Raw genomic sequence first — 24564 nt, 5'->3', positions numbered from 1 at the left:
CGCTTGCTAGCGCCCCCCGTCCGTCATTTCCAGCGCGGATGATTCGGTTCGGTCGAACCCATTCGCGCGCAATTGACGGGTAGCCATGGCAGCCTATGGTTGAGAAAACGGTAACAAGGGGGTTTTTGCGATGCATTTCATTCTGGTGGTCCTGCTGGCCTTGGGGGCGCTGCTGGACCTGCTTCTGGGCATCAGCTTCTTCGTCGACCCGGTGACGGCAGGCAGCGATTTCGGCCTGCAGTCGCCCACGCCCATGGGCCTTTCGGCGATGCGCGGCGATTTTACCGCCTTCTTCTGGCTGGCCGCCTTCTGCATGGGCTGGGCCGCTTGGAAACGACGCGGCGATGTTCTTTGGCCGGCGCTGGCCCTGTTCGCGATCGCCTTTACCGGCAGGTTGGTGAACCTGATTGTGGTGGGCGATTACGAGGGCTGGTGGCAGCCGATGACAGTCGAGGCGCTGCATGTCCTCGTCATCCTCGCGGCAATCAAGACCTTCCCAGGACGGGCTACCCCAGCAGACCCTGCGTAAGCGCGGCCCAAGCGGCGAGACCGCCCGCTCCGAAGACGGCTAGATAGCGCAGCCATGGGCGGTTTTTCCGGGCGTTCGGGCCGATAATCAGCTCCACCTCGGGTAGCGGCGGCGGTTCGGGCGCGCCGCCCTTGGGCGGGAAGCGGTCCTCGATCCGGCGGACGAGGTCGGGAATGCGCAGCAGCGTTTCGGTATCGGTCCGGATGCGGTCGGCAATCGCGGCTTCCGGGCCCAGTTCGTCGCGGATCCAGCTGCGCACATAGGGCGCAGAGACGTCCCACATATTGATCTTGGGATTGAGCTGGGTGGCGATGCCTTCGACCATCACCATGGTCTTTTGCAGGAGCAGCAGATGCGGCTGGGTCTGCATGTCGAAATCGCGGGTGATGGCGAAAAGCCCGTCGAGCATCTGGCCGACGCTGAGCTCACTCACCGGCTTGCCGCGCATCGGTTCGCCCACCGCGCGCAGCGCCGTCGCGAACTCGTCGACATTGTGATAGCTCGGCACGTATTGCGCCTCGAAATGGATTTCGGCGACGCGGCGGTAATTGCCCGTCGTCAGGCCGTAGAGGATTTCCGCCAGCCACATGCGCGCGCGGCGGTCGATCCGGCCCATGATGCCGAAATCGATCGCGGCAATGGTCCCGTCCGGTTTCACGAACAGGTTCCCCTGATGCATGTCGGCGTGGAAGAAGCCGGCGGCGATGGCTTGCTTGAGGAAGGCGAGGACGAGGCGGCTTGCCAGCTCGTCCATATCGTGGCCCGCGGCGATCAGCGCCTCGGTGTTGCTGATCTTGATCCCGTCGATCCAGTCGACGGTCATCACCCGGCCATTGGTGCGGTCCCAGTCGATGCTGGGGATCTCGTATTTCTCGGTGCCGACCATGTGCTCGGCCAGTTCGGAAGCGCTCGCGGCTTCGCGGCGCAGGTCGAGTTCACGGTTGGTCCAGCGCTTGAAGTTCGCGATCACGAGCCGCGGGCGCAGGCGCGCGGCCTCGCCGCCCATCGCCTCGACATGGGCGGCGGCCCATTCATAGGTGTCGATATCGCGCGCGAACTGCTCGCGCACACCGGGGCGCAGGACCTTGACCGCGACCTGCCGGCCCTCGGTCGTCACCGCGCGGTGGACCTGCGCGATGGAGGCCGCGCCCACCGGCACGGGGTCGAATTCGGCATAAAGGCTTTCGAGCGGCTGCTCGAAGCTCGCCTCGATGCTCTGCTTGATCTGTTCGAAGCCGACCGGCGGCAGGTCGTCCTGCAGCTTGAGGAGATTGCGCGCCGCGTCTTCGCCCACGAGATCGGGCCGCGTCGCCAGCGTCTGGCCGAGCTTGATCGCGGCGGGGCCGATGTCGCGGAAGGCACCGGCATAGTCCGGCTCCTTCGGCTGCACCGTGCCGAAGCGGGCGATACGCGCCAGCCGCTTGACCGGGGGCGGCGTGTTGGGATCGCGCTCGATCCCGCGCAGCGCGCCATGCTTCGCCAGCGTGCGGCCCCATTTCAGGAGCCGCCAGATATGCGTTGCGGGGCGTGCCACGCTCTAGACTTTCCACCCCGAATGGATGTTGACCGCGCCGCCGAGGATCTTCTCGACCCGCGTGTTCTCGAAACCCGCCTTGCGGATCATCGCCTCGAATTCGGGCGGCCTTGGGAAGCGGCGGATCGATTCGGCGAGGTAGCGATAGCTTTCCTCGTCATTGGCGATGGCCTTGCCGATCTTGGGCATGAGCTGGTGCGAATAGAGGTCGTAGACTTCCTTGAAGCCGGGCCAGTCGGTTTGGCTGAACTCCATGCAGTAGAAGCGCCCGCCGAACTTCAGCACGCGGTACGCCTCCTTGAGGGCCTTGTCGATGAAGGTCACGTTGCGGATGCCGAAAACGATGGTGTAGGCATCGAAAGTGCGGCTGCTGAAAGCCAGTTCCTCGGCGTTCTGGCGGGACCACACGAGGCCATCGATACCGCGCTCCATCGCGCGTTCAATGCCGACGTCGAGCATGTCCTGATTGATGTCGGACACGGTGACGCTCGCGCCCTTCTCCGCCATGCGAAAGGCGATGTCGCCCGTGCCGCCCGCCATGTCGAGGATCTGCTCGCCGGGCTGCGGCTTTACGCGGCGCACGAAGCGGTCCTTCCACAGCCGGTGCATCCCGCCGCTCATCGCGTCGTTCATGATGTCGTACTTGGCGGCAACGCTGGAAAAGATCTCGCCCACGCGGCCGGTCTTTTCGCTCGCATCGATGTCTTCGTAGCCGAAGGAAACGGTGTCACTCATGGCAATGGGCCTTAGGGGGAATTGAGCGGGGCGCAAAGGGTGTTAGAGGGGTTTTCATGCCAGAGCTTCCCGAAGTCGAAACAACGGTGCGCGGCCTTGCGCGCTTCCTCGAAGGCGAGACGATCACGCGGGTGACCGTCAACCGTCCCGACATGCGCCGCCCCTTCCCGCCCGATCTGGTGCAGGCGTTGACTGGCGCGAGCGTCACACATCTCTCGCGCCGGGCGAAATACGGCCTCATCCACACCAGCCGCGACCATGCGTTGGTGTTCCACCTCGGCATGAGCGGGCGCTGGCGGATCGATCCGGCGGAAGACGAGAAGCACGACCATCTCGTGATCGAGACTGCGGGCCACCGCTTCGCCTTGAACGACCCGCGCCGCTTCGGCTCGGTCGATTTGATGACGAGCGGCGAGCTGGTGACATGGAAACCCTTCGCCGCGCTGGGGCCGGAGCCGCTGGGCGACGGTCTCACCCCCGAACACCTGCGCGAGGCGACGCGCGGCCGCAAACAAGCGATCAAGCTGCTGCTGCTCGACCAGACCATCGTAGCGGGTCTCGGCAATATCTATGTCTGCGAGGCGCTGTGGCACGCGGGTATCCACCCGCGAAAGGCGGGCGGCAAGGTGACCATGCCGCAGCTGCGCCGCCTCGTCCCCGCGATCAAGGACGTGCTGGAGCGCTCCATCCGCGACGGCGGCAGCACCTTGCGCGATTTCGCCCAGCCCGACGGCGAGCTAGGCTATTTCGCAACCCGCTTCCACGTCTACGGCCGCGAGGGCGAGCCCTGCCACCACGAGGACGGCGGCACGATCCGCCGGATCGTGCAGGGCGGCAGAAGCACGTGGTTTTGTCCGGTTTGTCAGAGGTAGGCTTTGTGCCTTGTGGCGTCGCTGCTATTTATTTAGCGCCAATGTAAATGGAGATTGGGATTGTTCCGACGGATATTCCAGACGGAGAGCGAAGAAACCAGCGCTGGACCACATTCAGAATCCGACGCAAAACATGCGGAGCTGAAGACACTGTTCGGCAACAGCGGCGAGTTGCTTGAAGAACTCCAGCCAATTGGGGGATGCTTTTGTCATACGCTTAGAGCCGAGATCGGTGTTCGCGGCGAAAACGGAGCAGATGCGTTTGAATTTGACGTCTGCTCACCTGAATTTCTGGAGAACGAAACCGAAAGCTATCCGGTCTTTAGTGGCCAGAATCTCATAATCACTAGGCGGTTCAACGCCGAGCAAATCGAAGAGTTTGTGCGCAAGCGACTACGCCATGCCACTGGCAAAGACTGGAATGAAATTGCCGGAAAAATTAACAATTGGGCAAGGTGGGAGTTTGAAGATTACAGGCACTGATTAAGGGCCGCTAAGATTCTCACAAATCCAGCGAAGCATATTCCCGCGGCGGGGGCAGGCCGTCCATCTTCTCGCTCAGCAGCGGGCGGAAGCTGGGGCGGCTTTTCATGACCATGTACCAGCCCTGCGCCTGCTCGTGCCCGCGCCAGTCGACCGCGCCGAGGTAATCGACCACCGAGAGATGCGCCGCGCAGGTGAGGTCGGCGAGGCTCAGTTGCGGCCCTGCGAGCCATTGCCGCGTGTCGACCAGCCAGTCGATATAGTCGAGGTGGCCGTGCAGCATCCGGCCCATCTGGCGCAGCACCTGCCCGTCGGGCGGCTGCCTGGTGATGATCCGCTTCTTCATCTTCTCGTGCAGCGCAGGCTCGGTCACGTCGGCGTAGAAATTCTCGTCGAACAGCGCGACGAGGCGGCGGATTTCCGCGCGCTGCATGGCGTTGCCCGAGATCATCGGGTTACGCTCCACCGTCTCTTCCATGAATTCGCAGATCGCCTGGCTGTCGCACAAAGTCACGCGGCGCGCGGGATCGTGCAGCACCGGCGTCTTGCCCGCCGGGTTCAATTGCCAGAAGGCGTCGCGCCCGTCCCACGGGTTCTCGCGCACCAGCTCGTAGGCCACCGACTTCTCGCCGAGGAGAAGGCGCAGTTTCCGGCTGAAGGGACACAAAGGGAATTGGTGGAGCTGCCACATAGGTCAGCACCCCATGCCTCACCCGCGCGGCAAAATCCACACGGGGGCGCTGCGCCGTGTCAGATTTTTACGCGCGATATCAATTGGCGGGGACGTCGAGGTCCTTCATCCGCTCCGCCATCTGCTGGAGCGCGGGCATCATCTTCTCCATCGCTTCGGCCATGGAGCCCATCGCGTCGAGCGCGCGCGGCAGGTTCTTCTCGATTTCCTCGGGGATACGCTCTGCCTGCGGCGACATCGAACGCAGCGTGGTGTCGGGATCGACCTCTGGCGTGTCCTCACCCGTCATTTCGCGCATGGACTCCATCAGCGGGGCGAGCGGCATATCGAGCAGCACCTCGCTCATCGTGCGCAGCATGAGCGCCATCTGGCGCTGCTGTTCCGGGTCCTGCATCCGCTCGGCCATGCCGGAGAACGGCGCGTCCTGGTCCTCCAGCGCAAGGGGCGCATCGCTTTCGGCGTCCTGCGCCAGCAAGGGAGCGGGCGCGAGCACGGCGGCTCCGGCAAAGGCGGTGAGAAGGAATCTACGCATGGTCTTACCCCGAATGGTTTCGGCTATCTGTCCGCAATACCGGGGCGCCGCTGAAACAGGGCTGAACGGGCGCTCAGACGCCCGATGCGTCGAGCAGCAGCAGGCAGGCGGGCATGACGTCGGAAATCGCGTCCTCTTCCCACAGGCGCTGCGCTTCGGCCGTAACCAGCGCCTGAATGCCTTCCCGGTCTAGGCCCAGCTCGTCCATCAGGCGCGCGCCCGCCCGCACGAAGAATTCGCGCCCGCGTTCGCCCAGCGCCGGATATGCGAGCGCCGCCTCGTTCCCGTTGTCCTGCCCGTGGCTTACGATCGCAAAGGCCGCCGCGCAGCGCAGCGTGGCCGACTGTTCGACGGTGAGCTGCGGGGCGGGTGCCGCTTCCTGCGCCATCACGGCAGGGGTTACGGCCACGAGAGCGAGCGGAGCGAGGAAGCGTGTGAACATGGCGCTCGTCCTAGCCGAGCCTGCCTGAACCGCAAGCAACTTGCCCGCGCCCCTCGCCTTCCCTACGCCAAGCGCGAAGAGGAGAATCGTTTCAAATGAAAACCAGAGCCGCCGTCGCCTTCGAAGCCAAGAAACCGCTGGAGATCGTGGAACTCGATCTCGAAGGCCCGAAAGAGGGCGAAGTGCTGGTCGAGATCAAGGCGACCGGCATCTGCCACACCGACGCCTATACGCTCGACGGACTTGACAGCGAGGGGCTGTTCCCCAGCGTTCTGGGCCATGAAGGTGCAGGGATTGTGCGCGAGGTGGGCAAGGGCGTGACCAGCGTCAAGCCGGGTGACCATGTCATCCCGCTCTACACGCCCGAATGCCGCCAGTGCAAAATGTGCCTCTCGGGCAAGACCAACCTGTGCAGCGCGATCCGCGAAACGCAGGGAAAGGGGCTGATGCCCGACGGGACCACGCGGTTCAGCTACCAGGGCAAGCCGATCTACCACTACATGGGCTGCTCCACCTTTTCGAACTTCACCGTCCTGCCGGAAATCGCGGTCGCGAAAATCCGCGAGGACGCCCCGTTTCACACCAGCTGCTACATCGGCTGCGGCGTCACCACGGGCGTCGGCGCAGTGGTGAACACGGCGCAAGTGAAACCGGGCGACAATGTCGTAATCTTCGGCCTTGGCGGCATCGGCCTCAACGTGATCCAGGGCGCGCGCATGGCGGGCGCGGACCGCATCGTCGGCGTCGACATCAATCCGGACAAGAGGAGCTATGCCGAACATTTCGGCATGACCGACTTCATCAATCCCAAGGACGAGAAGGACGTGGTCGCCACCATTGTCGAAATGCTCGACGGCGGGGCCGATTACAGCTTCGACTGCACCGGCAACACCGATGTGATGCGCCAAGCCCTGGAATGCTGCCACAAGGGCTGGGGCACCTCGATCATCATCGGCGTGGCGGAAGCGGGCAAGACCATCGAAACGCGCCCCTTCCAGCTGGTAACCGGCCGCAACTGGCGCGGCACGGCCTTCGGCGGCGCCAAGGGCCGCACCGACGTCCCCAAAATCGTCGACTGGTACATGGATGGCAAGATCCAGATCGACCCGATGATCACCCACGTGCTCAAGCTCGAAGAGATCAACAAGGGCTTCGACCTAATGCACGCGGGCGAAAGCATCCGCTCGGTCGTGGTGTTCGACTAAGTTTCACATCAAGGAGAGAGACACATGTTCAGCCATGTCATGCTGGGGGCCGACGATATCGAGGCCTCGAAGAAGTTCTACGACGCCTGCTTCAAGGCACTGGGCGGGCGCGAGGGGCAGATCGATCCCAAGGGCCGCGTGATCTATATGCACAACGGCGGCATCTTCCTCATCACCAAGCCGATCGACGGGCAGCCGGCGAGCTGCGGCAACGGCTCGACCATCGGCTTTGCCGCTTCGAGCGAGGAAATGGCCGACGCCTGGCACGAAGCCGGAGCGGCCAATGGCGGCACGCCCATCGAAGACCCGCCGGGCCTGCGCGAAGGCGCCGGCATGAAGCTTTACCTCGCCTATCTGCGCGATCCGGCCGGTAACAAGGTCTGCGCGATGCACCGTCCGGGCTGAGCCTTGACGAGACGCGGCGAAGAGGGATTGCGGGCGGACCTGGAGGCCCTCGCGATCCCCTTCGAACATCATAAGCACGAGGCCGTTTTCACCGTGGAGGAAAGCCGCGGGGTGAAGGAGGCGATCCCCGGCGAGCACACCAAGAACCTTTTCCTCAAGGACGCTGGCGGCGCCTTCTGGCTTGTCACGGTGCCGGCCGAAATGCGCGTCGACCTCAAGGCCCTGCCTGCGGCCATCGGGTGCAAGAGGGTGAGCTTCGGCAAGCCCGATGACATGGAACGCCTGCTTGGCCTCACTCCCGGATCGGTGACTCCGCTGGGCGCAATCCACGCCGAGCCGGGGAGCATAACGGTGGTTTTGGACCGGAGCCTCGCCGAAGCGGAGTGGATCAACGTCCACCCGCTTCGCAACACCGCGACCATCGGCCTGTCCGGCGCGGACTGCTTGCGGCTGATCGCACATTGGGGTCATGCGCCGCGGATCGCAGACATACCCGCACAGGATACCAGATGACGCTCGATTATCTCTCGCAGAACAAGGCCTTCGGAGGCGACCAGTTCGTCCTTTCGCACCACTCGGAGGCGACGGGGACGGAGATGACCTTCTCGGTCTATGTCCCGCCGCACGATGCGGGCGCGAAGCTGCCGGTGCTGTGGTATCTGTCGGGCCTCACCTGCACGCACGCCAATGTCACCGAGAAGGGCGAATACCGGCGGGCATGCGCCGAACATGGCGTGATTTTCGTCGCGCCCGACACCTCCCCGCGCGGCGAGACCGTGCCGGATGCCGATGACGAATACGACTTCGGCAAGGGCGCAGGCTTTTATGTCGATGCGATGCAGGAACCGTGGGCGCAGCACTACCGCATGCGCAGCTATATCGAGGACGAACTTCCCGCGCTCATCGAAGCGAATTTCCCCGCCGACATGGCGCGCCAAGGCATCACCGGCCATTCGATGGGCGGCCACGGCGCGCTGACCATCGCCCTGCGCAATCCGGACCGCTTCCGCTCGGTCAGCGCCTTCGCCCCCATCGTCGCGCCGAGCAAAGTGCCCTGGGGCGAGAAAGCACTGTCACGCTATCTGGGAGAGGACCGCGAGGCGTGGGACGAATACGACGCGGTCGCGCTGATCGAAAACGGCGCGCGGGTGGACCACCTGCTTGTCGACCAGGGCACGGCGGACAATTTCCTCGAGGAGCAACTCAAGACCGGCCTCCTCTCCATGGCCTGCGCCAAGGCCGGCATCCCCGCCGAAATCCGGATGCAGGAGGGTTATGACCACTCTTACTACTTCATCTCGACCTTCATGGCCGAGCATGTTGCCTGGCACGGGGAGCGGTTGGGGTAGCATTATCTGTTAGACATACCAACTCACCCAATCTCGACATTCATGTATTGAAACCTATGCGGACAGGCGCAGAGGCTTTGAGATTCCTAAATGAAAATTTCGAGAAATTGAGGTCCGAGCACCTTAAGCATTTTGTAAATATCGAAAATGGAGAAGGGGATCGAAACCACCGTGATAACGGTTACCCCTATATAATACGGGAGCAGCAGGAATGCTGAAAAGTTTAGCCCCCATCGCGCGCTCGATTTGATATTCTTGTAGTTTACAGGCTTACCTCTATTTCGTTTTTCACTGAGATATACCTTCTTATAAATTTTCAAGGTATTTCGAATCTTCATGGCGTCGATTCGAAGAGGAAATAGCGCTGTAGCCGTTTCCGCATGGCGCAACGCTTGCGACGCATAGTGAACAAACACCATGGCGATCGCTCCATATAGTATCGCTGCATCTTCAATTTTTAGTTTTAACCCCGCCGCATCCATTTCTGCTGGCTGGATATCTAGCGAATGGGCTAACAACAAAGCAGCCCCGGTGGCGACGGCTCGCTTAAAATTCTTTTCTGCTTCATTCCGATGGGCTGCCCCAATCGAAGTATAGTCCGTTTTCGACATCACCCCTCACCCATGCGCGGCGATGAATTCCTCCACCACCGGCGCAATCTTACCGCGCCATTTGCTGCCGTTGAAGATGCCGTAATGCCCGGCGCCCTCGGCCATGTAGTAGCGCTTCTTCGACGCATCGAGGTTCGGCGTCAGCTCCAGCGCGGCGCGGGTCTGGCCCAGCCCTGAGATATCGTCGCGCTCACCTTCGATGGCGAGCAGCGCCGTCTCGGTGATGTCGCCCAGATCGATACGCTTGCCGCGATGCATGAAGGTGCCGTTGGGGATCGCGTGGTCCTGGAAGACTTCCTGTATCGTCTGCAGGTAGAATTCGGCGGTCATGTCGCAGACGCTGCGGTATTCGTCGTAAAAATCCTTGGTCGCCTGTGCGCTCGCCTCGTCGCCCACGGTGAGGTGTTTGAACATCTCGTAATGGCTCATGATGTGGTTGCCGAGGTTCATGCTCATGAAGCCGGCAAGCTGCATGAAACCGGGATAGACCCGCCGCCCGGCGCCGCGATACTGCATCGGCACGGTGGCGATGACGTTCTGGCGGAACCACTCGATCGGGCGGTCCATGGCGAGATCGTTGACGCTGGTGGGCGAGCAGCGCGTGTCGATCGGGCCGCCCATCATGGTCAGCGTTTTCGGCGCGCATTCGTGGCTGTCGCGGTTCATGATCGCGGTCGCGGCGAAGACCGGCACGCTGGGCTGGCACACCGCCATGACGTTCGCTCCGGGCCCAATATGCTCGAGAAACGCGATGACGTAATCCATGTAGTCGTCGAGGTCGAAATGGCCCTCGTGCAGCGGCACGTTGCGCGCGTCGGCCCAGTCGGTGACGTAGACGGTGTACTTCTCGAGCATTCGCTCGACCGTGCCGCGCAGGAGCGTGGCGTAGTGGCCGCTCATCGGCGCCACGATCAGGAGGCGCGGCGCATCTTCGAGCAGACCCTCGCGGCGGAAGCGCTTGAGGTCGCCGAAGGGCCGGTTGACCACGGTCGCCTCGACCACCGGATGGCGTGTGCCGCCCGCCTCGACCGTCTCGATCCCCCAGGCGGGCTTGCCATAGGTCGCCGTGGCGTGGGCAAACACGTCGAGCGCGCTGGCGGCCACCGGGCCCATGCCCATATAACCGAACGGCAGCGCCGGATTGGACAGCATTTCCGCCCCGATCGAGGCCCAGGTGCTGGCGCTCGACAGCCAGCTGCGTTGCAATTCGTAGGCGTGATACAGCATTCGAAGCGTCCCCTGCGACCCGCCTGTTGTGTTTCTGGCTACGGGCTGTGCTCGTGTTGAAAAGAGAGCGAGTGTGCCGTGCCAAACCTCATTGTGCAATGCACAAACGGGGTAAAAGTGCCGGTAAGGTCCCTAGCCTGTGGATTTTGCCCGGTGGATTTTGGTCTCGCGCCGCACTAGGTGAGCGGTAATGGACGAGACGGGCAGTATTCCCAAACCGAAGCGGGGCATCTTCCGCCGCAAGGGCGAGCGCGAAAAGCGCAGCCTCAGGCCGCTGCGCATGGTGTTCGACGAATTGCGCAAATATCCCGGCCATGTGGGGCTTGCCGTCGTTGCATTGGTCATCACCGCGATGTCGACGCTCTCGATCCCCTATTTCCTGCGCTACGCCGTTGATGAAGGCATGGGCGGCGACGGATCTCAGCTCGCCTTCTGGTTCCGGATCCTGCTGATGATCGTGACCGTGCTGGCGCTGGGCACGGCGATGCGGTTCTACTTCGTCAGCTGGCTGGGCGAACGCGTGGTCGCCGATGTGCGCAAGCGCGTGCAGGCGAACCTGCTGCGGCTTGCGCCCGGCTTCTTCGAGATCAACAGCCCCAAGGAAATCTCCAGCCGTATGACCTCGGACACGGCGATCATCGAGACGACCGTCGGCACCACCGTTTCGGTCGCCCTGCGCAACCTCCTCGTCGCCATCGGCGGGACCGCCTACCTGTTCTACCTCATCCCCGGCCTGACCATGGGCATGCTGCTTATCATCCCGGCGATCGTCATTCCGATCACGCTGTTCGGGAGGCGCCTGCGCACAGTCAGCCGCACCAGCCAGGACCGCGTCGCCGACATCGGGGCGAGCGTGACCGAAGTGCTGTCGGCGATGAAAATCGTGCAGGGCTTCAACCAGGAGGGCCGCGAAGAGGCCCGCTTCGGCGATACGGTCGAGCGCACCTTCAGCGTCGCCAAGCGCCGCATCGTGCTGCGCGCCGCGCTCACCGCCTGCATCATCCTGTTCGTCTTTGGCGGGATCACCGTTCTCGTGTGGCGCGGCGCGGAAGCCGCCAGCGAGGGCAGCATTACCTATGGCACGATCATCTCCTTCGTCTTCGCCGCCGCGCTGGTGGCCGGCGCGTTCGGCGCGCTGACCGAGGTCTATGGCGACCTGCTGCGCGCCGCGGGCGCAGCCAGCCGCCTGTCCGAATTGCTGGATGAAAAGCCCGACATCGCGGCACCGGCAAAGCCACAAGACCTGCCCAGCCCGCCGCGCGGCAGCCTATCCTTCCGCAATGTGACCTTCCGCTATCCGACCCGGACCGAAGTCCCTGCCCTGACCGACTTCACTCTCGAGGTCGAACCGGGCGAGACGGTGGCCATTGTCGGCCCCTCGGGCGCGGGCAAGTCCACGATCTTCCAGCTGTCCGAGCGGTTCTACGACCCGCAGGCGGGCACGATCCGCCTCGACGGCATTCCGCTGACCAAGGCCGATCCGGCCGAGGTGCGCAAGCGGATTGCCTTTGTGCCGCAGGAAGGCGTGCTCTTCTCTGCCAGCGCGCGCGACAATCTGCGCTACGGCAATTGGGACGCGAGCGAGGAGGAGATCTGGGCCGCCGCCCGCGCCGCCAACGCCGCCGAATTCCTCGAAAATTTGCCGCAGGGTCTCGACACCTACCTCGGCGAAAACGGCACCCAGCTATCGGGCGGCCAGCGCCAGCGCGTGGCGATTGCCCGTGCCCTGCTGCGCGACGCCCCGATCCTGCTGCTCGACGAAGCGACCAGCGCGCTCGACGCCGAAAGCGAACGCCTCGTGCAGGACGCGCTCGACCGGCTGATGGAAAACCGCACCACGCTGGTCATCGCCCACCGCCTCGCTACCGTGCGCGCGGCGGACCGGATCGTGGTGATGGAGGATGGCCAGCTGCTCGAACAGGGCACGCACGACCAGCTGGCGGGTAACGGAGGCCTCTACGCGCGCCTCGCCCAGCTGCAATTCGGCCACGCGCCCGCCTGATCCATCGACCAAGCCGTCAAGCGCTTCGACAAACGGCGACTCCACGCCGCCGATGGTGCTAGTCAGGATGCCGAGGTCGTTTGCGCGCCATGGGGAGCGCGCGAGACCGGGACTGACCGGAGAGTTACCACATGAAATCCAGAATTCTTGCCCTTGGCGCATCGGCGCTGGCCCTCGCGCTGAGCGCGCCCGCCATGGCCGAAGACACCGCCAGCACCGAGGAAGTGCCGACACCGACCATGAGCTTCGGCGAATGGGGTTTCGATCCCGCCACACTTTCGACCGACGTCGATCCGGGTGACGACTTTTTCGCTTACGCCAACCAGAAATGGCTCGACGCCAATCCGCTCCCGGCCGAATTCAGCCGTTTCGGCGCTTTCAACCTGCTGCGCGAGAAATCGACCGCGGACGTGAAGGCGCTGGTCGACCAGCTGACCTCCAAGGATCCGGCCACGCTGAGCGCGGACGAGAAACGCATCGTCGAAGCCTATACCGCCTACCTCGACACAGCCGCGATCGAAGCCGCCGGCCTTGCGCCCGCGCAGCCCTATCTCACCGCGATCCAGGACGCCGATACGCTCGCCGCGCTGGCGGAAATCTGGGGCAGCCCGGGCTATTCTTCGCCACTCTTCGCCTATGTCGAAGTGGATGCGAAGGAGCCGACCCGCTATTCGGTGCACGCCGGATCGGGCGGCCTCGGTCTGCCCGATCGCGACTACTACCTCGACGAAAGCGAGAAGGGTAAGGACATCCAGTCGAAGTATCGCGACTACCTCGCCTTCCTGCTTGGCGAGGCGGGCTATGCCGATGCCTCCGGCATGGCGCAGCAAGTTTACGATTTCGAAGATTCGCTGGCTCGTAAGGTCGCCTGGGACCGCGCAACGCGCCGCAACGACGATCTCACCTACAACGCGCTGACGCCCGAAGAGCTGAACGCGAAGGCCGGCGGCTTCCCGCTTGCAGCCATGCTGACCGCCAGCGGCTTCAAGGATATCGACCGCTTCATCGTCACCGACCTGCCGCCCAGCCCCGAACGCGCCGAGGAACTCGGCCTCGATGCCGACACTTTGGCCAAGATCGGCGGCGGCATGCCCGTCGCAATGCAACTGATCCTCGACACGCCGATGGACGTGTTGCAGGCGTGGACCGCCAAGGGCTTCCTGTCCTCCAACGCCGCGGTCCTTCCCAAGCGTTTCGACGACGCCCAGTTCGCCTTCTACGGCACCACGCTCAACGGCACGCCCGAACAGCGCCCGCGCTGGAAACGGGCGATCGGCGAGACCGAGGGCCTGCTCGGCGAACTTCTCGGCAAGTCCTATGTCGCCGAATACTTCCCGCCCGAGAACAAGGCCGCGATGGACGAACTGGTCGCGAACTTGCGCAAGGCAATGGCGCAATCGATCGACGAACTCGACTGGATGGGCGAAGCGACGAAGGAGCAGGCCGTCGCCAAGCTCGACGCCTTCGATCCCAAGATCGGCTACCGCGACAATCTCGAGACATACGAAGGCCTCGCGATCACTGCGGGTGCGCCGATCGCCAACCGCATGGCGGCGGCCGAATGGAGCTGGGCGGACATGCTGTCCAAGCTCGGCGGTCCGATCGACCGCACCGAGTGGTACATGCTGCCGCAGACGGTCAACGCCTACTACAATCCGACCAAGAACGAGATCGTCTTCCCCGCTGCGATCCTGCAGCAGCCCTTCTTCGGCATCAGCGCCGACCCGGCCGTGAACTATGGCGGTATCGGCGGTGTCATCGGCCATGAAATGGGCCACGGGTTCGACGACCAAGGTTCGAAGTCGGACGGCACGGGCGCACTGCGCAACTGGTGGACCGATGCCGACCGCAAGGCATTCGACAAGCTGGGCGATGCGCTGGTCGAACAGTACAATAGCTACTGCCCGCTCGATAACGGCGAGACCTGCGTCAATGGCCGCCTGACGCTGGGCGAGAATATCGGTGACCTCGGCGGCCTCAGCCTTGCCTACCGCGCCTACAAGCTCTCGCTGAACGGCAAGGAAGACACGGTGATCGATGGCCTGACCGGCGACCAGCGCTTCTTCCTTGCCTGGGCACAGGTGTGGCGTTCGCAGCAGCGCGAGGCGGCCGCTCGCCAGCGCCTGACCACCGATCCGCACAGCCCGGAAGAATTCCGCGTGAACGGCATCGTGCGCAACATGGACGCCTGGTACGACGCGTTCGGCGTTACGCCGGACGACGACCTCTACCTGCCGCCCGAAGAGCGCATCACCATCTGGTAACACGATCTCCACGAGAGAGAAGAGAACCCCGCCGGCCCCAGGTCGGCGGGGTTTTTGTTTGCGGCTTCTGATTGCGAACCCGCGTCCGCGGGTTCGTCCTCGCTCGATGTGCAGCAAGCTGCACCCGCTGCGGGCGCGCAGTCGCGCTTGCCGGACCGGGATCGGTCCGGTCGCGGATTGCGAAACAAATGGTTTGACTTGGGGCAGCCTTGTGACAATCCCCCCGCCCCATGACCTTCCTGCAAGAACTCCTCATCGCGATCGTCCAGGGCATTACGGAATTCCTTCCGATTTCCTCGTCTGGCCACCTCATTCTGATTCCCAAGCTTACCGACTTTCCCGATCAGGGACCCCTGATCGACGTGGCCGTCCATGTCGGCTCGCTGCTGGCGATCATCCTCTATTTCAGGAAGGACGTGATGGGCCTTGCGCGCGGCGGTTTTGCCAGCGTGGGCCTCGGCAAGGACGACGAGCAGCGTCGCCTGTTCTGGTTCATCGCCATCGGCACCATCCCCGCCGTGCTCGCCGGCCTGTTCATCAAGCTGGGCGGCTATCTCGAGGGCTTCCGCTCGACCGACCTCGTCGCGATCAACCTGATCGTTTTCGGCATCCTGCTGGGGCTCGCCGACAAGTTCGGCAAGCAGACCAAGGCTTATGAGGACATGAGCCTCAAGGACGCGATCCTCGTCGGCATCGCGCAGGCCATGGCGCTGATCCCGGGCACCAGCCGTTCGGGCGCGACGATGACGGCCGCGCGCGCGCTCGGCTATGGCCGTGTGGAATCGGCGCGCTTCTCCTTCCTGCTGGCGATCCCGGCAGTGTTCGGGGCCGGGCTGCTCGCCGCCTTCGACCTTTCCGAAGCCACCGCGCAGATGCAGCAGGATGCGCTGGTGTCCGGCATCCTCACCTTCTTCACCGCGCTCGCCACGATGATGTTCCTGATGAACTTCCTCAAGAAGGCGTCGATGCTGGTCTTCGTGATATACCGCGTCATCCTCGGCGTGGCGCTGCTGACCCTCCTCTGACGCGAAACCGCGTTCGGCGGTTCGTCGCATTTGCGGAACCTTCCGCCCACAAACGAATTGGGTCTGCACATGCGACACGCAAGGATTTGCAAATGGGCCTGATTATTCTGATTGTTACCGGCGCGCTGCTCGGCTGGCTGGCGACAATCGCCCTGCAAATCGAGGAAGGGCGCGGAATTCTGCGCAATGTCGTGGCCGGTATCGTCGGCTCGCTCGGCGTAGGGATGGCCACTTCGGGCGGTGTTTTCCTCGGCGCCATCCGCGGAAGCACGCTGCTTTGGGCAATGCTCGGCGGTATCGCGTTGATCGCCCTCTATAATGTCGTGCGCCAGAAGGCCTTGCCTTAATTTCGCCACGCATTATCCATTCATATCAGGGATCGGGTCTAGGAGCCCGGATTCCCGCAACCAAGGGGAAGTAATAATGAAATTCACCAAAGCTACGCTCGTCGCATCGGCAGCAGCCATGAGCTTGGGTCTCGCAGCGTGCGACAGCGCCGCCGAGAACGAAGCGGAAGACAATATCGAGCAGATGGAAGATGACCGCGACGCGATGGTCAACGACATGGAAGCCTCGGGTGAAATCACCGACGAGCAGGCTGACGCCATGGACGACGAAACCGACGCCATGGAAGAAACGATGGAAGAACAGGCTGACGAAATCGACGGCTAAGTCCGGCGCTTCACAGCTAGAACCAAAGGCGGCCCCGGAGCGATCCGGGGCCGTTTTTCGTGCGTCAGACCGGTTTGGCGCCCGATCCGCGTCCGCCGCGCAGCGTGTATTCCAGCGTGCCGCGATTGACGACGTAATCGACGTCGATCACCGCCGTATTGGCATAGGTGAAGCCGGGGCCGAGGCTCTTGTAGAGCTTGTCGAAATCGCGCTCCACCGTCTGGCGGTAGAGATCCTCGAAGCTGGGAATGACGAAATAGGTCGGCTGCAGGTCGCTGATCACGTAATCGGTGCGCATCACGCGGTCGACGTTGAGCATGATCCGGTTGGGGCTTTCCGCCTCGACCGAATAGACCACCTCGGTCGGCCCGGAGAGGATGCCCGCCCCATAGGCGCGGATATCGCCCGGCTTTTCCTCGATCAGGCCGAATTCGACCGTGTACCAATAGAGCGAGCCCAGCGCCTTCAGGCGGTTGTAGCGCATCGCCTTCCAGCCGGCCTTGCCGTATTCCTGCATGTAATCGGCATAGACCGGGTCGGTCAGCATCGGCACGTGGCCGAAGACATCGTGGAACACGTCGGGTTCCTGAATGTAGTCGAAGGTTTCGCGCGTGCGAATGAAATTGCCCGCCGGGAAGCGGCGGTTAGCGAGGTGCCAGAAGAACACGTGATCGGGGATCAGCATGGGCACGGGCACCACGCTCCAGCCGGTCAGCTTGTCCAACTCCTCGGACAGCTTGCCGAATTCCGGCACACCGCCGCGCCCCAGGTCGAGCTTTTCGGTGCCTTCCATGAACGCGGTCGCCGCGCGGCCGGGCAGCATTTCCATCTGGCGCTTGAACAGATCGTCCCAGATCGCGTCGTCTTCGCTGTCGTAGACGGTCTGCTTGGGCTCCAGCCAGTCGTCGCCGACGTGGCTTGGCTTTTTCAGCGGGGCGGTGAAGACATCCGCCGGCATTTCGGGCAAGAGGGTAAAGTCGTGGGCGGGGTCTGCAAGAGTAGCCATGCCGGCTATTTAGGCGCTTTGTCCGGCGCTTACAAATGGGGAGATGCACCAGGTGAAACGCAAGGAATACGAAGCCGTCCTCGAACCCATGCGCGAGGAGCTGGTGGCGATGGCGCGCTGGGCGCGGGTGACGGGCCAGCGGATCGTGGTGATCTTCGAGGGGCGCGACACGGCGGGCAAGGGCGGCGCGATCCGGGCGGTCTCCGAAAAGCTCAACCCGCGCCAATGCCATGTCGTCGCGCTGGGCAAGCCGACCGAAGACGAGCAAGGCCAGTGGTATTTCCAGCGCTACGTCCCGCATCTGCCCACGACGGGCGAGATCGTGCTGTTCGACCGCAGCTGGTACAACCGCGCTGGCGTGGAGAATGTGATGGGCTTCGCCAGCGAGAGCCAGGTCGAGCAGTTCCTCGAACAGGTCCCGACCTTCGAGAAGATGCTGGTGGACGATGGTATCCTGCTGTTCAAATACTGGCTCGGCGCGGATCAAGAGAAACAGGAAGAGCGGCTGCGCGAGCGGCTGGAGGATCCTCTGAAGCGCTGGAAGCTCTCCCCTATCGATCTCGCCGCGCGCGACAAATACGACGCCTACACCAAGGCGCGCGAAGAGATGCTGGCGCGCACACACACCGAATGGGCACCGTGGACGCTGGTCGACTTCAACGACCAGAAGCGGGGGCGGCTGACATTGGTGCGCGATTTGCTGGACCGGCTGCCCGATACGCAATGCGACGCGCCCGAGCTCGATTTTCCCGAGCTCGACCATGAACCGCTGGCCGAGACTTACGGCGTGCTCGAGCCGATTGCGGATTACCCGGCAGACTAGGCCGCGCGTTCGAACACGGCGGCCATGCCCTGTCCGCCGCCGATGCACATGGTTTCAAGGCCATAGCGCACCTCGCGCCGCTGCATCTCGTGCGCCATGTCGGCAAGGATGCGGATGCCGGTCGCCCCGATGGGATGACCGAGCGAGATGCCCGAGCCGTTGACGTTGACGATCTCGCGGCGGCTGTCGCGTTCGGCGAACCCCCAGCCCTTCATCACGGCGAGCGCCTGAGGTGCGAAGGCTTCATTCAATTCAATGAGGCCGATGTCGTCCCAGCCAAGGCCGTTCTTGGCGAACAGGCGCTCGACCGCCGGCACCGGACCGATGCCCATGCGGCTCGGGTCGCAGCCCGCCGCGCTCCACGAATGGAACCACAGGATCGGTTCGAGGCCCAGTTCCTCGACCTTGTCTTCCGCCACCACAAGGCAGGCGGCGGCCGCATCGTTCTGCTGGCTGGCGTTGCCGGCGGTGACGATGGCGTCCGGATCGCGCTTCAGGTCGATTGCGCGAAGGGCGGAAAGCACTTCCATGCTCGCATCCTCGCGGAAGCCCTCGTCCTTGGCGAACACCACTGGATCCCCCCGGCGTTGGGGAATTTCGACCGGCACGAGCTGCTCGTCGAACTTGCCCTCGGCCCAGGCCTGCGCCGCGTTCTGGTGCGAACGGACGGCGAATTCGTCCGAGGCCTCGCGGCTGATGTCGTAATCCTTGGCGAGGTTCTCGGCCGTCTCGATCATGCCGGTGATCACGCCGAAACGCTCGATGGGCTGGCTCATCAGGCGCCCGCGCGTGAGGCGATCCCACAGGACCATGTCGCCCAGCCGCGCGCCGTGGCGGGCCTTGGTGGTGTAATGCTCGACATTGGACATGCTCTCGACGCCGCCCGCCAGCACGCAGTCGGCGACGCCGGTTTGCACCATCATCGCCGCCGTGGCGACCGCCTGCAGGCCCGAGCCGCAACGCCGGTCGAGCTGGAAGCCTGGCACTTCGATGGGATAGCCTGCGGCGAGCCAGCTCCAGCGCCCGATGGCGGGAGCCTCGCCGCTGCCATAGCCCTGGCTGAAGACGACATCGTCGACGCGCATCGGGTCCACGCCCGAACGCTCGACCAGCGCCTTGATGATGACCGCCCCGAGCTCACCCGCCTCCAAAGGAGCGAGGCTTCCGAGGAATTTGCCGACTGGTGTGCGGAGCGGCTTGCAGATGGCGACGCGGCGTAATTCGGTCATGGATCAGTCCCTAAGAAATCAAGCGTCGGAAAGGCGGGCGATATCGCGGTCAACGAGTGTGCCAATTGCGCCCGATGAAAGGCCGAGGCGCTCCGAGAGCACTTCCTCCGTATGCTGCCCGAGATAAGGTGCAGGGGCCGGACCACCGGCCTCGCGTCCCGGAATATTGGCGAAGCTGCGCGTGGCCGGATATTCGAAGCCGGAGGGGTTAGCGCTCGTGCGCGTAAACAGCGGGTTTTCTGCTACCAGCACCGGATCGTTCGCCGCCTCGTGCATGGTGCGATAGCGTTCGAAGGTGCAGCCTTCCTCCGCCATCCGCGTCTCGAGCGCCTCCCAGTCGTGGCTCGACGCCACGTTCTGGAAGATGGCGAAAAGCGCGTGGCGATGCTTGAAACGCGGGTCGTCGCCATCGGCAAACAGCACTCCGGTTTCAGCCTCGAGCTTCGCAATGGCCTGCTCCACACCGAAAGCGTCGACGAGGCCTTTCCACTGCTTAGCGGTCAGGGCAGCCACCATGAAGCGCACCCCGTCCTTGGTCCGAAAATCGCGTCCGAACGCGCCCCAGATCGCGTTGCCCAGCCGCTCCCTGTCCCCGCCGCGATAGAGCATTTCGGCCATCGCTCCGCTGTTGGCGACCGTACCGATGGCGACATCGCCCAGCGGCACGCGCAGTTCGCTGCCCTCGCCCGTGTGGTCGCGATGGCGGATCGCAGCGATGAGCGCGAAGGCGCAATAGGCGCCGGTGATGAAATCCCATGCGGGCAGGACCTGGTTGACCGGCGGCGCGGTCGCCTCGTCCCAATCCTCCGGACCGCACATGAGTGGATAGCCGCTCGCCGCGTTGACCGTGAAGTCCATCGCCTGCCGCCCGTCATGCCAGCCCATGATGCGCATGCTGACGAGGTCGGGGCAGTTTGCCGCCACCGCCTGATGCGAAAGGAAACTCTTTTCCGGCAGATTCGTGATGAGGTTGCCGGTCCTGGCCGACAATTCCACCAGCAGCTCGCGCCCCTCGCCGCTGCGCAAATCCAGCGCGACCGATTTCTTCGCCCGGTTGAGGTTCTCCCAGCTGAGCGAACGCCCTTCCTTGGTCAGCATGTAGCGGTCGTAATCGAGACCGCCTTCCTTGTGATCGACGCGGATCACCTCCGCGCCCATCTGCGCGCAATAAAGCCCGGCCGTGGGCGAAGCGACGAAGCTGGAAGCTTCGATGATGCTCAGGTCTTCGAGGAGCGTGTACACCCCTCAGACACCCGCCGCGTATTCGCGCAGCATCCGCTTGGCGATCTGCAATTGCAGGATCTGCGTCGTGCCTTCGTAGATGCGGTAGATGCGCGCATCGCGGAAGAAGCGCTCAGCATCATATTCGGCCAGATAGCCCGCGCCGCCATAGATCTGCACCACGCGGTCGACCACGCGGCCGCACATTTCGGATGCAAACACCTTGAAGGCGGCGGCGTGCTTCACCGTGTCCTCGCCGCGATCGACGCGGGCGGTGACATCGGCCATCATCGCCTCGGCGGCGTAAATCTCGGTCCAGCTTTCGGCGAGCATCTGCTGGATCAGCTGGAAATTGGCGATCGGTTCGCCGAAGGCCTGCCGCTCGTTCGCATATTTGATCGCGCTGTCGAGTGCGCGCCGCGCATAGCCCGCGCTCGCCGCGCCGACCGAAATACGGCCGTTGTCGAGGCTCATCATCGCAAAGCGGAAGCCCTGCCCCGTCTCGCCGCCGAGCAGCGCCTCGCCCGGCACATGCACATCGTCGAGCATGACGTCGGAGATATGGCTGCCCGACTGGCCCATCTTCTTGTCCGGGCTTCCGGTCGATACACCCGGCGTATCCATCGGCACGATGAAGGCGCTGACATGCGCGTTCTTGGGCAGCGCATCCTTTTCGGTGCGCGCCATGATCAGGGCGACGTCGGCATGCGGCGCGTTGGTGATGTAGCGCTTGGTGCCGTTGAGGATCCAGCCGTTCCCGTCCGGATCGGGCTTCGCGAAGGTCTGCATGGCCGCGCTGTCGCTTCCGCTGCCCGGCTCGGTGAGGCCGAAGCAGGCGATCTCGCCGCCTGCGATGCGCGGCCACCACTCGGCCTTCTGCGCCTCGGTCCCGCCGTTCTTGATCGCGGAATTGAACATGCCGACATTGATCGAGAAGATCGAACGATAGGCGGGCGCGGCATAGGCCATGGTCTGCACGACCTTGGCATATTGCGTGATGTTGAGCCCCGCGCCGCCGTATTCTTCGGGAACGGTCAGGCCGAAAAGCCCCATGTCCTTCATCTCGGCAAGGATGTCATCGGGGACCTTGTCCTCCTCGATCACCTGCTTTTCGGCCGGGATCAGCCGTTCGCGGACGTAGCGTTCGAGCTGGTCGAGGAACTGGTCGAAAGTGTCCTGGTCCATTCCGGGATTGGGCGTGCTCACTCGGTCTCTCCCCCTTGCGGTGTCGGCTCTGTTTCGGGCGCGGATGTTTCCTCGGGCAGGCGCTGCTCGTCGAGCATGGAGGCGGCGTCCTCCAGCGCTTCGGCTTCTTCCTGCGTCACGGCACCGGGATCGGCGCCTTCGGTCGAGGAATTGCAGGCGGCGAGGACAAAAGCCGGGGCCAGCGCGGGCAGCAGGACGAGTCGCTTCATGGCGCGATGCTATCTCCCAGAAAGGTTTGCGACAAAGCCGCTACGGAAAAGGGCGGGCGGAGCCCTTAACTCCCGCCCGCCCCCCTTATTTCGGATCCGCTTATTCGGCCGGATCTTCGCCCATCGCGTCCATCGCCGCTTCGGCGGTGGCGGCGGCGCTGTCGCCGGCCTCCTCGACCGAGGCGGCTTCGGCAGCGCTAGGCGCGGTTTCGGCCGGTTCGAGAGAGGCGGCCGGATCGGCGACCGGCTCTTCCTCGATCGGGGTCATCGCTTCGTCGGCGGCGACTTCGACGGTCTCGGCTTCGGCTTCGGTCGAAGCGTCGTCCGCGCTGCCGCAGGCGGCAAGGGCAAGGCTGGTGGCTGCAACGGCAGCGATACGGAACTTCATGGATGTCTCCTTGAAAAAACTTTGTGGCGGGGTGGTTAATCGCTTGTTCGCCACTTCGCCAAGGGAAAATGCGAAGCCAGCGGTTGCGCGCAGCGCGCCGTGTGGCAACAGGGGCGAATGGTCGCCAGTCTGGATCACGCCCGCGAGGCCCTGCGCGCCACCTTCGGCTTCGACGATTTCCGCGGGCGGCAGGCCAAGGTGATCGAGCGCACGCTGGCGGGGCATTCGAGCCTTGCCGTGATGCCGACGGGGGCGGGCAAGTCGCTGACCTACCAGCTTCCGGCCACCATGTTGCAAGGATGCTGCATCGTCATCAGTCCGCTGATCGCGCTGATGCACGACCAGCTCAGGAGCGCGCGGGCAAACGGCATTCGCGCCGCCACCCTGACCAGCGCCGATGCCGACTGGCGCGAGACGCAGGACGCCTATCGTGCGGGCGAACTCGACCTGCTTTACGTCGCGCCGGAACGCGCGAGCCAGCCGGCTTTCCGCGATTTCCTCGCCTCCTCGCCGATTGCGCTGTTCGCCGTGGACGAAGCGCATTGCGTGTCGGAATGGGGCCACGATTTCCGGCCCGACTACCGGATGCTGCGCCCGCTGATGGACGCCTTTCCCGAGGTCCCACGCCTCGCGCTGACCGCGACAGCGGACCGGCAGACGAGGGGCGATGTGCTCGCGCAGCTGGGCATTCCGGAGGACGGGCTGGTGCTGGCGGGCTTCGACCGGCCCAACATCCGCTACGCCATCCGCCACCGCGACAACCCGGTGCGCCAGATTGCGAACCTCATGGCGGAGCGCCCGGGGCCCGGCATCGTTTACGCCCAGACCCGCCGCAAAGTGGAGGACCTCGCCGATAAGCTGGCGCGCGAGACGGGTCGGAAAGTGCTGCCCTATCACGCCGGTCTCGACCCCGAGACGCGCGCCGCCAACCAGGCCGCCTTCGTCGCGAGCGAGGACATGGTGATCGTGGCAACGGTGGCTTTCGGCATGGGCATCGACAAGCCCGATGTGCGCTTCGTCGCCCATGTCGGCGTGCCCAAGTCGATCGAGGCTTATTACCAGGAGACGGGCCGCGCAGGCCGGGACGGCGATCCTTCCGCCGCCACGATGTACTGGGGCGCGGGCGATTTCGCCACGGCCCGGTCGCGGCTGGCCGAAGTGGACGAGGACCGCCGCAGCGCCGAGCGCGCCCGGCTGGATGCGCTGGCCGGTTTGGTCGAAACGCCGCAATGCCGCCGCGCCGTGCTGCTGCGCCATTTCGGCGAGGACCCGCCGGAAACCTGCGGCAATTGCGACAATTGCCTCGACGCGCCCGCTGTCACCGAAGTCACCGAACTGGCGCGCAAGCTCCTTTCGGCTGTCTATCGCACCGGCCAGAGCTTCGGCATGGGCCACTTGCAGAAGGTCCTCACCGGCACCGAGGACGACCGCGTGCGCCAGCGCGGCCATGACCGGCTGAGCGTCTACGGCATCGTCGAGGGCGAGGAGGCGCGCCTGCTCCAGCCGCTCGGCCGGGCGCTGCAGGCACGCGGCGATCTCGTGCCGACCGAGCACGGCGGGCTGGCATTGGGCGGTAGCGCGCGCGAAATCCTCAAAGGCGAACGCGAGGTCGCCATCGTCGTCCCGCCCAAACGCCAGCGTCGGGGCCGGCGCGGCAGCGACGAGGCCAACCCCGTCGGCGATCCGCTGTTCGAAGCCTTGCGCGAACTGCGCCGAGACCTCGCCAGCGAGGCGCAGGTCCCGCCCTATGTCATCTTCCATGACAGCACCCTGCGCGAAATGGCCGAGACCCGCCCTGCCAGCATGGAAGCGATGGGCCGCGTCGGTGGGGTCGGCGGCAAGAAGCTCGAAGCCTATGGGAAACGCTTCCTGCGCTGCATCGCGGAGAACTGAGGCCCGGACCC

At 64.1% G+C, this 24564-nt stretch carries 27 protein-coding genes; 14 read left to right on the top strand and 13 right to left on the bottom strand.

Annotated features, from left to right (window positions below; translation table 11 throughout):
• Positions 1-130: 130 nt before the first annotated feature.
• Positions 131-529, top strand: a complete 399-nt coding sequence (locus K3148_RS06965; protein ID WP_221424151.1) for a hypothetical protein — start codon at positions 131-133, stop codon at positions 527-529.
• Here the strand turns inward: K3148_RS06965 and ubiB are convergent.
• Both ubiB and K3148_RS06955 read right to left on the bottom strand, forming a co-directional pair.
• Positions 507-2063 (bottom strand): 2-polyprenylphenol 6-hydroxylase, encoded by a 1557-nt coding sequence (gene ubiB / locus K3148_RS06960; RefSeq protein WP_221424150.1) that lies wholly within the window; start codon positions 2061-2063, stop codon positions 507-509. The genes K3148_RS06965 and ubiB overlap by 23 nt on opposite strands.
• A gap of 3 nt (positions 2064-2066) precedes the next feature.
• The gene (locus tag K3148_RS06955; RefSeq protein ID WP_221424149.1) at positions 2067-2798 is read right to left on the bottom strand and encodes a class I SAM-dependent methyltransferase; all 732 of its coding nucleotides are present in this window, start codon (positions 2796-2798) and stop codon (positions 2067-2069) included.
• 56 nt (positions 2799-2854) lie between these two features.
• Between K3148_RS06955 and mutM the strand changes: the two genes are divergently transcribed.
• Positions 2855-3670: a bifunctional DNA-formamidopyrimidine glycosylase/DNA-(apurinic or apyrimidinic site) lyase gene (gene mutM / locus K3148_RS06950; RefSeq protein ID WP_221424148.1), complete on the top strand. Its 816-nt coding sequence runs from the start codon at positions 2855-2857 to the stop codon at positions 3668-3670.
• A 60-nt stretch (positions 3671-3730) separates the two neighbouring features.
• Positions 3731-4153 carry an Imm8 family immunity protein gene (locus K3148_RS06945; RefSeq protein WP_221424147.1) on the top strand — a complete coding sequence of 141 codons (423 nt, stop codon included), beginning with the start codon at positions 3731-3733 and terminating at the stop codon, positions 4151-4153.
• Positions 4154-4172: 19 nt separating this feature from the next.
• Here K3148_RS06945 and K3148_RS06940 read toward each other — a convergent pair whose 3' ends face one another.
• The 3 genes from K3148_RS06940 to K3148_RS06930 form a co-directional block, all read right to left on the bottom strand.
• Complete coding sequence (locus K3148_RS06940) at positions 4173-4844, bottom strand: glutathione S-transferase family protein (RefSeq protein ID WP_221424146.1); 672 nt, start codon at positions 4842-4844, stop codon at positions 4173-4175.
• Between the two features lie 79 nt (positions 4845-4923).
• Positions 4924-5376 carry a hypothetical protein gene (locus tag K3148_RS06935; protein ID WP_221424145.1) on the bottom strand — a complete coding sequence of 151 codons (453 nt, stop codon included), beginning with the start codon at positions 5374-5376 and terminating at the stop codon, positions 4924-4926.
• A 73-nt stretch (positions 5377-5449) separates the two neighbouring features.
• Positions 5450-5818, bottom strand: a complete 369-nt coding sequence (locus tag K3148_RS06930) for a hypothetical protein (protein ID WP_221424144.1) — start codon at positions 5816-5818, stop codon at positions 5450-5452.
• Between the two features lie 95 nt (positions 5819-5913).
• Here K3148_RS06930 and K3148_RS06925 point away from each other — a divergent pair, with 95 nt between their 5' ends.
• From K3148_RS06925 to fghA, 4 genes are read left to right on the top strand one after another with little or no spacing between them, the layout of a single operon-like run.
• Positions 5914-7023 (top strand): S-(hydroxymethyl)glutathione dehydrogenase/class III alcohol dehydrogenase, encoded by a 1110-nt coding sequence (locus tag K3148_RS06925; RefSeq protein ID WP_221424143.1) that lies wholly within the window; start codon positions 5914-5916, stop codon positions 7021-7023.
• A 24-nt stretch (positions 7024-7047) separates the two neighbouring features.
• Positions 7048-7428 carry a VOC family protein gene (locus K3148_RS06920; protein ID WP_221424142.1) on the top strand — a complete coding sequence of 127 codons (381 nt, stop codon included), beginning with the start codon at positions 7048-7050 and terminating at the stop codon, positions 7426-7428.
• Between the two features lie 3 nt (positions 7429-7431).
• Positions 7432-7941: a prolyl-tRNA synthetase associated domain-containing protein gene (locus K3148_RS06915; RefSeq protein ID WP_221424141.1), complete on the top strand. Its 510-nt coding sequence runs from the start codon at positions 7432-7434 to the stop codon at positions 7939-7941.
• Positions 7938-8777 (top strand): S-formylglutathione hydrolase, encoded by an 840-nt coding sequence (fghA, locus tag K3148_RS06910; RefSeq protein WP_221424140.1) that lies wholly within the window; start codon positions 7938-7940, stop codon positions 8775-8777. Before K3148_RS06915 ends, fghA begins: the two co-directional genes overlap by 4 nt.
• 86 nt (positions 8778-8863) lie before the next feature.
• On the opposite strand, the gene K3148_RS06905 is transcribed toward fghA, so the two are convergent.
• Both K3148_RS06905 and K3148_RS06900 read right to left on the bottom strand, forming a co-directional pair.
• Positions 8864-9388 (bottom strand): hypothetical protein, encoded by a 525-nt coding sequence (locus K3148_RS06905; RefSeq protein ID WP_221424139.1) that lies wholly within the window; start codon positions 9386-9388, stop codon positions 8864-8866.
• A 6-nt stretch (positions 9389-9394) separates the two neighbouring features.
• Entirely contained in the window at positions 9395-10615 is a 1221-nt protein-coding gene (locus tag K3148_RS06900; RefSeq protein ID WP_221424138.1) for a polyhydroxyalkanoate depolymerase, read from the bottom strand.
• Positions 10616-10805: 190 nt separating this feature from the next.
• Between K3148_RS06900 and K3148_RS06895 the strand changes: the two genes are divergently transcribed.
• From K3148_RS06895 to K3148_RS06875, 5 genes are all read left to right on the top strand, one after another.
• Positions 10806-12617 (top strand): ABC transporter transmembrane domain-containing protein, encoded by a 1812-nt coding sequence (locus K3148_RS06895; RefSeq protein WP_221424137.1) that lies wholly within the window; start codon positions 10806-10808, stop codon positions 12615-12617.
• A gap of 131 nt (positions 12618-12748) precedes the next feature.
• Positions 12749-14881 (top strand): M13 family metallopeptidase, encoded by a 2133-nt coding sequence (locus K3148_RS06890; RefSeq protein ID WP_221424136.1) that lies wholly within the window; start codon positions 12749-12751, stop codon positions 14879-14881.
• A gap of 230 nt (positions 14882-15111) precedes the next feature.
• Positions 15112-15906 carry an undecaprenyl-diphosphate phosphatase gene (locus K3148_RS06885; protein ID WP_221426554.1) on the top strand — a complete coding sequence of 265 codons (795 nt, stop codon included), beginning with the start codon at positions 15112-15114 and terminating at the stop codon, positions 15904-15906.
• 92 nt (positions 15907-15998) lie between these two features.
• On the top strand, positions 15999-16253 hold the full coding sequence (locus K3148_RS06880) for a GlsB/YeaQ/YmgE family stress response membrane protein (RefSeq protein WP_221426553.1): 255 nt from the start codon (positions 15999-16001) through the stop codon (positions 16251-16253).
• Positions 16254-16329: 76 nt separating this feature from the next.
• Positions 16330-16578: a YckD family protein gene (locus tag K3148_RS06875; RefSeq protein WP_221426552.1), complete on the top strand. Its 249-nt coding sequence runs from the start codon at positions 16330-16332 to the stop codon at positions 16576-16578.
• 64 nt (positions 16579-16642) lie between these two features.
• On the opposite strand, the gene phhA is transcribed toward K3148_RS06875, so the two are convergent.
• Positions 16643-17584 carry a phenylalanine 4-monooxygenase gene (gene phhA / locus K3148_RS06870; protein WP_247711665.1) on the bottom strand — a complete coding sequence of 314 codons (942 nt, stop codon included), beginning with the start codon at positions 17582-17584 and terminating at the stop codon, positions 16643-16645.
• Between the two features lie 43 nt (positions 17585-17627).
• Here phhA and ppk2 point away from each other — a divergent pair, with 43 nt between their 5' ends.
• Complete coding sequence (gene ppk2 / locus K3148_RS06865; RefSeq protein ID WP_221426551.1) at positions 17628-18407, top strand: polyphosphate kinase 2; 780 nt, start codon at positions 17628-17630, stop codon at positions 18405-18407.
• On the opposite strand, the gene K3148_RS06860 is transcribed toward ppk2, so the two are convergent.
• From K3148_RS06860 to K3148_RS06840, 5 genes are all read right to left on the bottom strand, one after another.
• Positions 18404-19636 (bottom strand): acetyl-CoA C-acetyltransferase, encoded by a 1233-nt coding sequence (locus K3148_RS06860; protein WP_221426550.1) that lies wholly within the window; start codon positions 19634-19636, stop codon positions 18404-18406. The genes ppk2 and K3148_RS06860 overlap by 4 nt on opposite strands.
• Before the next feature lie 18 nt (positions 19637-19654).
• Complete coding sequence (locus tag K3148_RS06855; protein ID WP_221426549.1) at positions 19655-20878, bottom strand: CoA transferase; 1224 nt, start codon at positions 20876-20878, stop codon at positions 19655-19657.
• A gap of 3 nt (positions 20879-20881) precedes the next feature.
• A complete protein-coding gene (locus K3148_RS06850; RefSeq protein ID WP_221426644.1) occupies positions 20882-22042 on the bottom strand; it encodes an acyl-CoA dehydrogenase family protein in 1161 nt (386 codons plus the stop codon).
• A gap of 17 nt (positions 22043-22059) precedes the next feature.
• Entirely contained in the window at positions 22060-22272 is a 213-nt protein-coding gene (locus tag K3148_RS06845; RefSeq protein ID WP_221426548.1) for a hypothetical protein, read from the bottom strand.
• Between the two features lie 100 nt (positions 22273-22372).
• Positions 22373-22660: a hypothetical protein gene (locus K3148_RS06840; protein WP_221426547.1), complete on the bottom strand. Its 288-nt coding sequence runs from the start codon at positions 22658-22660 to the stop codon at positions 22373-22375.
• 117 nt (positions 22661-22777) lie between these two features.
• Between K3148_RS06840 and recQ the strand changes: the two genes are divergently transcribed.
• Complete coding sequence (gene recQ, locus K3148_RS06835; protein WP_221426546.1) at positions 22778-24553, top strand: DNA helicase RecQ; 1776 nt, start codon at positions 22778-22780, stop codon at positions 24551-24553.
• Positions 24554-24564: the final 11 nt, after the last annotated feature.

Origin of the sequence: Qipengyuania aurantiaca (assembly GCF_019711375.1) — a bacterium.
GTDB lineage: Bacteria > Pseudomonadota > Alphaproteobacteria > Sphingomonadales > Sphingomonadaceae > Qipengyuania > Qipengyuania aurantiaca.
The sequence above is the reverse complement of the archived record's forward strand: the minus strand, read 5'-3'. Positions and strand labels throughout refer to the sequence as shown.

Coding starts and splice junctions, on each gene's coding strand:
- K3148_RS06900 (WP_221424138.1), bottom strand. CDS start 10,615: ATGCTGTATCACGCCTACGAATTGCAACGCAGCTGGCTGTCGAGCGCC.
- K3148_RS06965 (WP_221424151.1), top strand. CDS start 131: ATGCATTTCATTCTGGTGGTCCTGCTGGCCTTGGGGGCGCTGCTGGAC.
- K3148_RS06930 (WP_221424144.1), bottom strand. CDS start 5,818: ATGTTCACACGCTTCCTCGCTCCGCTCGCTCTCGTGGCCGTAACCCCT.
- K3148_RS06875 (WP_221426552.1), top strand. CDS start 16,330: ATGAAATTCACCAAAGCTACGCTCGTCGCATCGGCAGCAGCCATGAGC.
- K3148_RS06850 (WP_221426644.1), bottom strand. CDS start 22,042: ATGGACCAGGACACTTTCGACCAGTTCCTCGACCAGCTCGAACGCTAC.
- K3148_RS06885 (WP_221426554.1), top strand. CDS start 15,112: ATGACCTTCCTGCAAGAACTCCTCATCGCGATCGTCCAGGGCATTACG.
- K3148_RS06845 (WP_221426548.1), bottom strand. CDS start 22,272: ATGAAGCGACTCGTCCTGCTGCCCGCGCTGGCCCCGGCTTTTGTCCTC.
- ppk2 (WP_221426551.1), top strand. CDS start 17,628: ATGCACCAGGTGAAACGCAAGGAATACGAAGCCGTCCTCGAACCCATG.
- K3148_RS06925 (WP_221424143.1), top strand. CDS start 5,914: ATGAAAACCAGAGCCGCCGTCGCCTTCGAAGCCAAGAAACCGCTGGAG.
- K3148_RS06955 (WP_221424149.1), bottom strand. CDS start 2,798: ATGAGTGACACCGTTTCCTTCGGCTACGAAGACATCGATGCGAGCGAA.
- K3148_RS06840 (WP_221426547.1), bottom strand. CDS start 22,660: ATGAAGTTCCGTATCGCTGCCGTTGCAGCCACCAGCCTTGCCCTTGCC.
- K3148_RS06895 (WP_221424137.1), top strand. CDS start 10,806: ATGGACGAGACGGGCAGTATTCCCAAACCGAAGCGGGGCATCTTCCGC.
- K3148_RS06935 (WP_221424145.1), bottom strand. CDS start 5,376: ATGCGTAGATTCCTTCTCACCGCCTTTGCCGGAGCCGCCGTGCTCGCG.
- K3148_RS06860 (WP_221426550.1), bottom strand. CDS start 19,636: ATGACCGAATTACGCCGCGTCGCCATCTGCAAGCCGCTCCGCACACCA.
- phhA (WP_247711665.1), bottom strand. CDS start 17,584: ATGGCTACTCTTGCAGACCCCGCCCACGACTTTACCCTCTTGCCCGAA.
- K3148_RS06920 (WP_221424142.1), top strand. CDS start 7,048: ATGTTCAGCCATGTCATGCTGGGGGCCGACGATATCGAGGCCTCGAAG.
- K3148_RS06905 (WP_221424139.1), bottom strand. CDS start 9,388: ATGTCGAAAACGGACTATACTTCGATTGGGGCAGCCCATCGGAATGAA.
- K3148_RS06890 (WP_221424136.1), top strand. CDS start 12,749: ATGAAATCCAGAATTCTTGCCCTTGGCGCATCGGCGCTGGCCCTCGCG.
- fghA (WP_221424140.1), top strand. CDS start 7,938: ATGACGCTCGATTATCTCTCGCAGAACAAGGCCTTCGGAGGCGACCAG.
- mutM (WP_221424148.1), top strand. CDS start 2,855: ATGCCAGAGCTTCCCGAAGTCGAAACAACGGTGCGCGGCCTTGCGCGC.
- K3148_RS06940 (WP_221424146.1), bottom strand. CDS start 4,844: ATGTGGCAGCTCCACCAATTCCCTTTGTGTCCCTTCAGCCGGAAACTG.
- K3148_RS06880 (WP_221426553.1), top strand. CDS start 15,999: ATGGGCCTGATTATTCTGATTGTTACCGGCGCGCTGCTCGGCTGGCTG.
- recQ (WP_221426546.1), top strand. CDS start 22,778: ATGGTCGCCAGTCTGGATCACGCCCGCGAGGCCCTGCGCGCCACCTTC.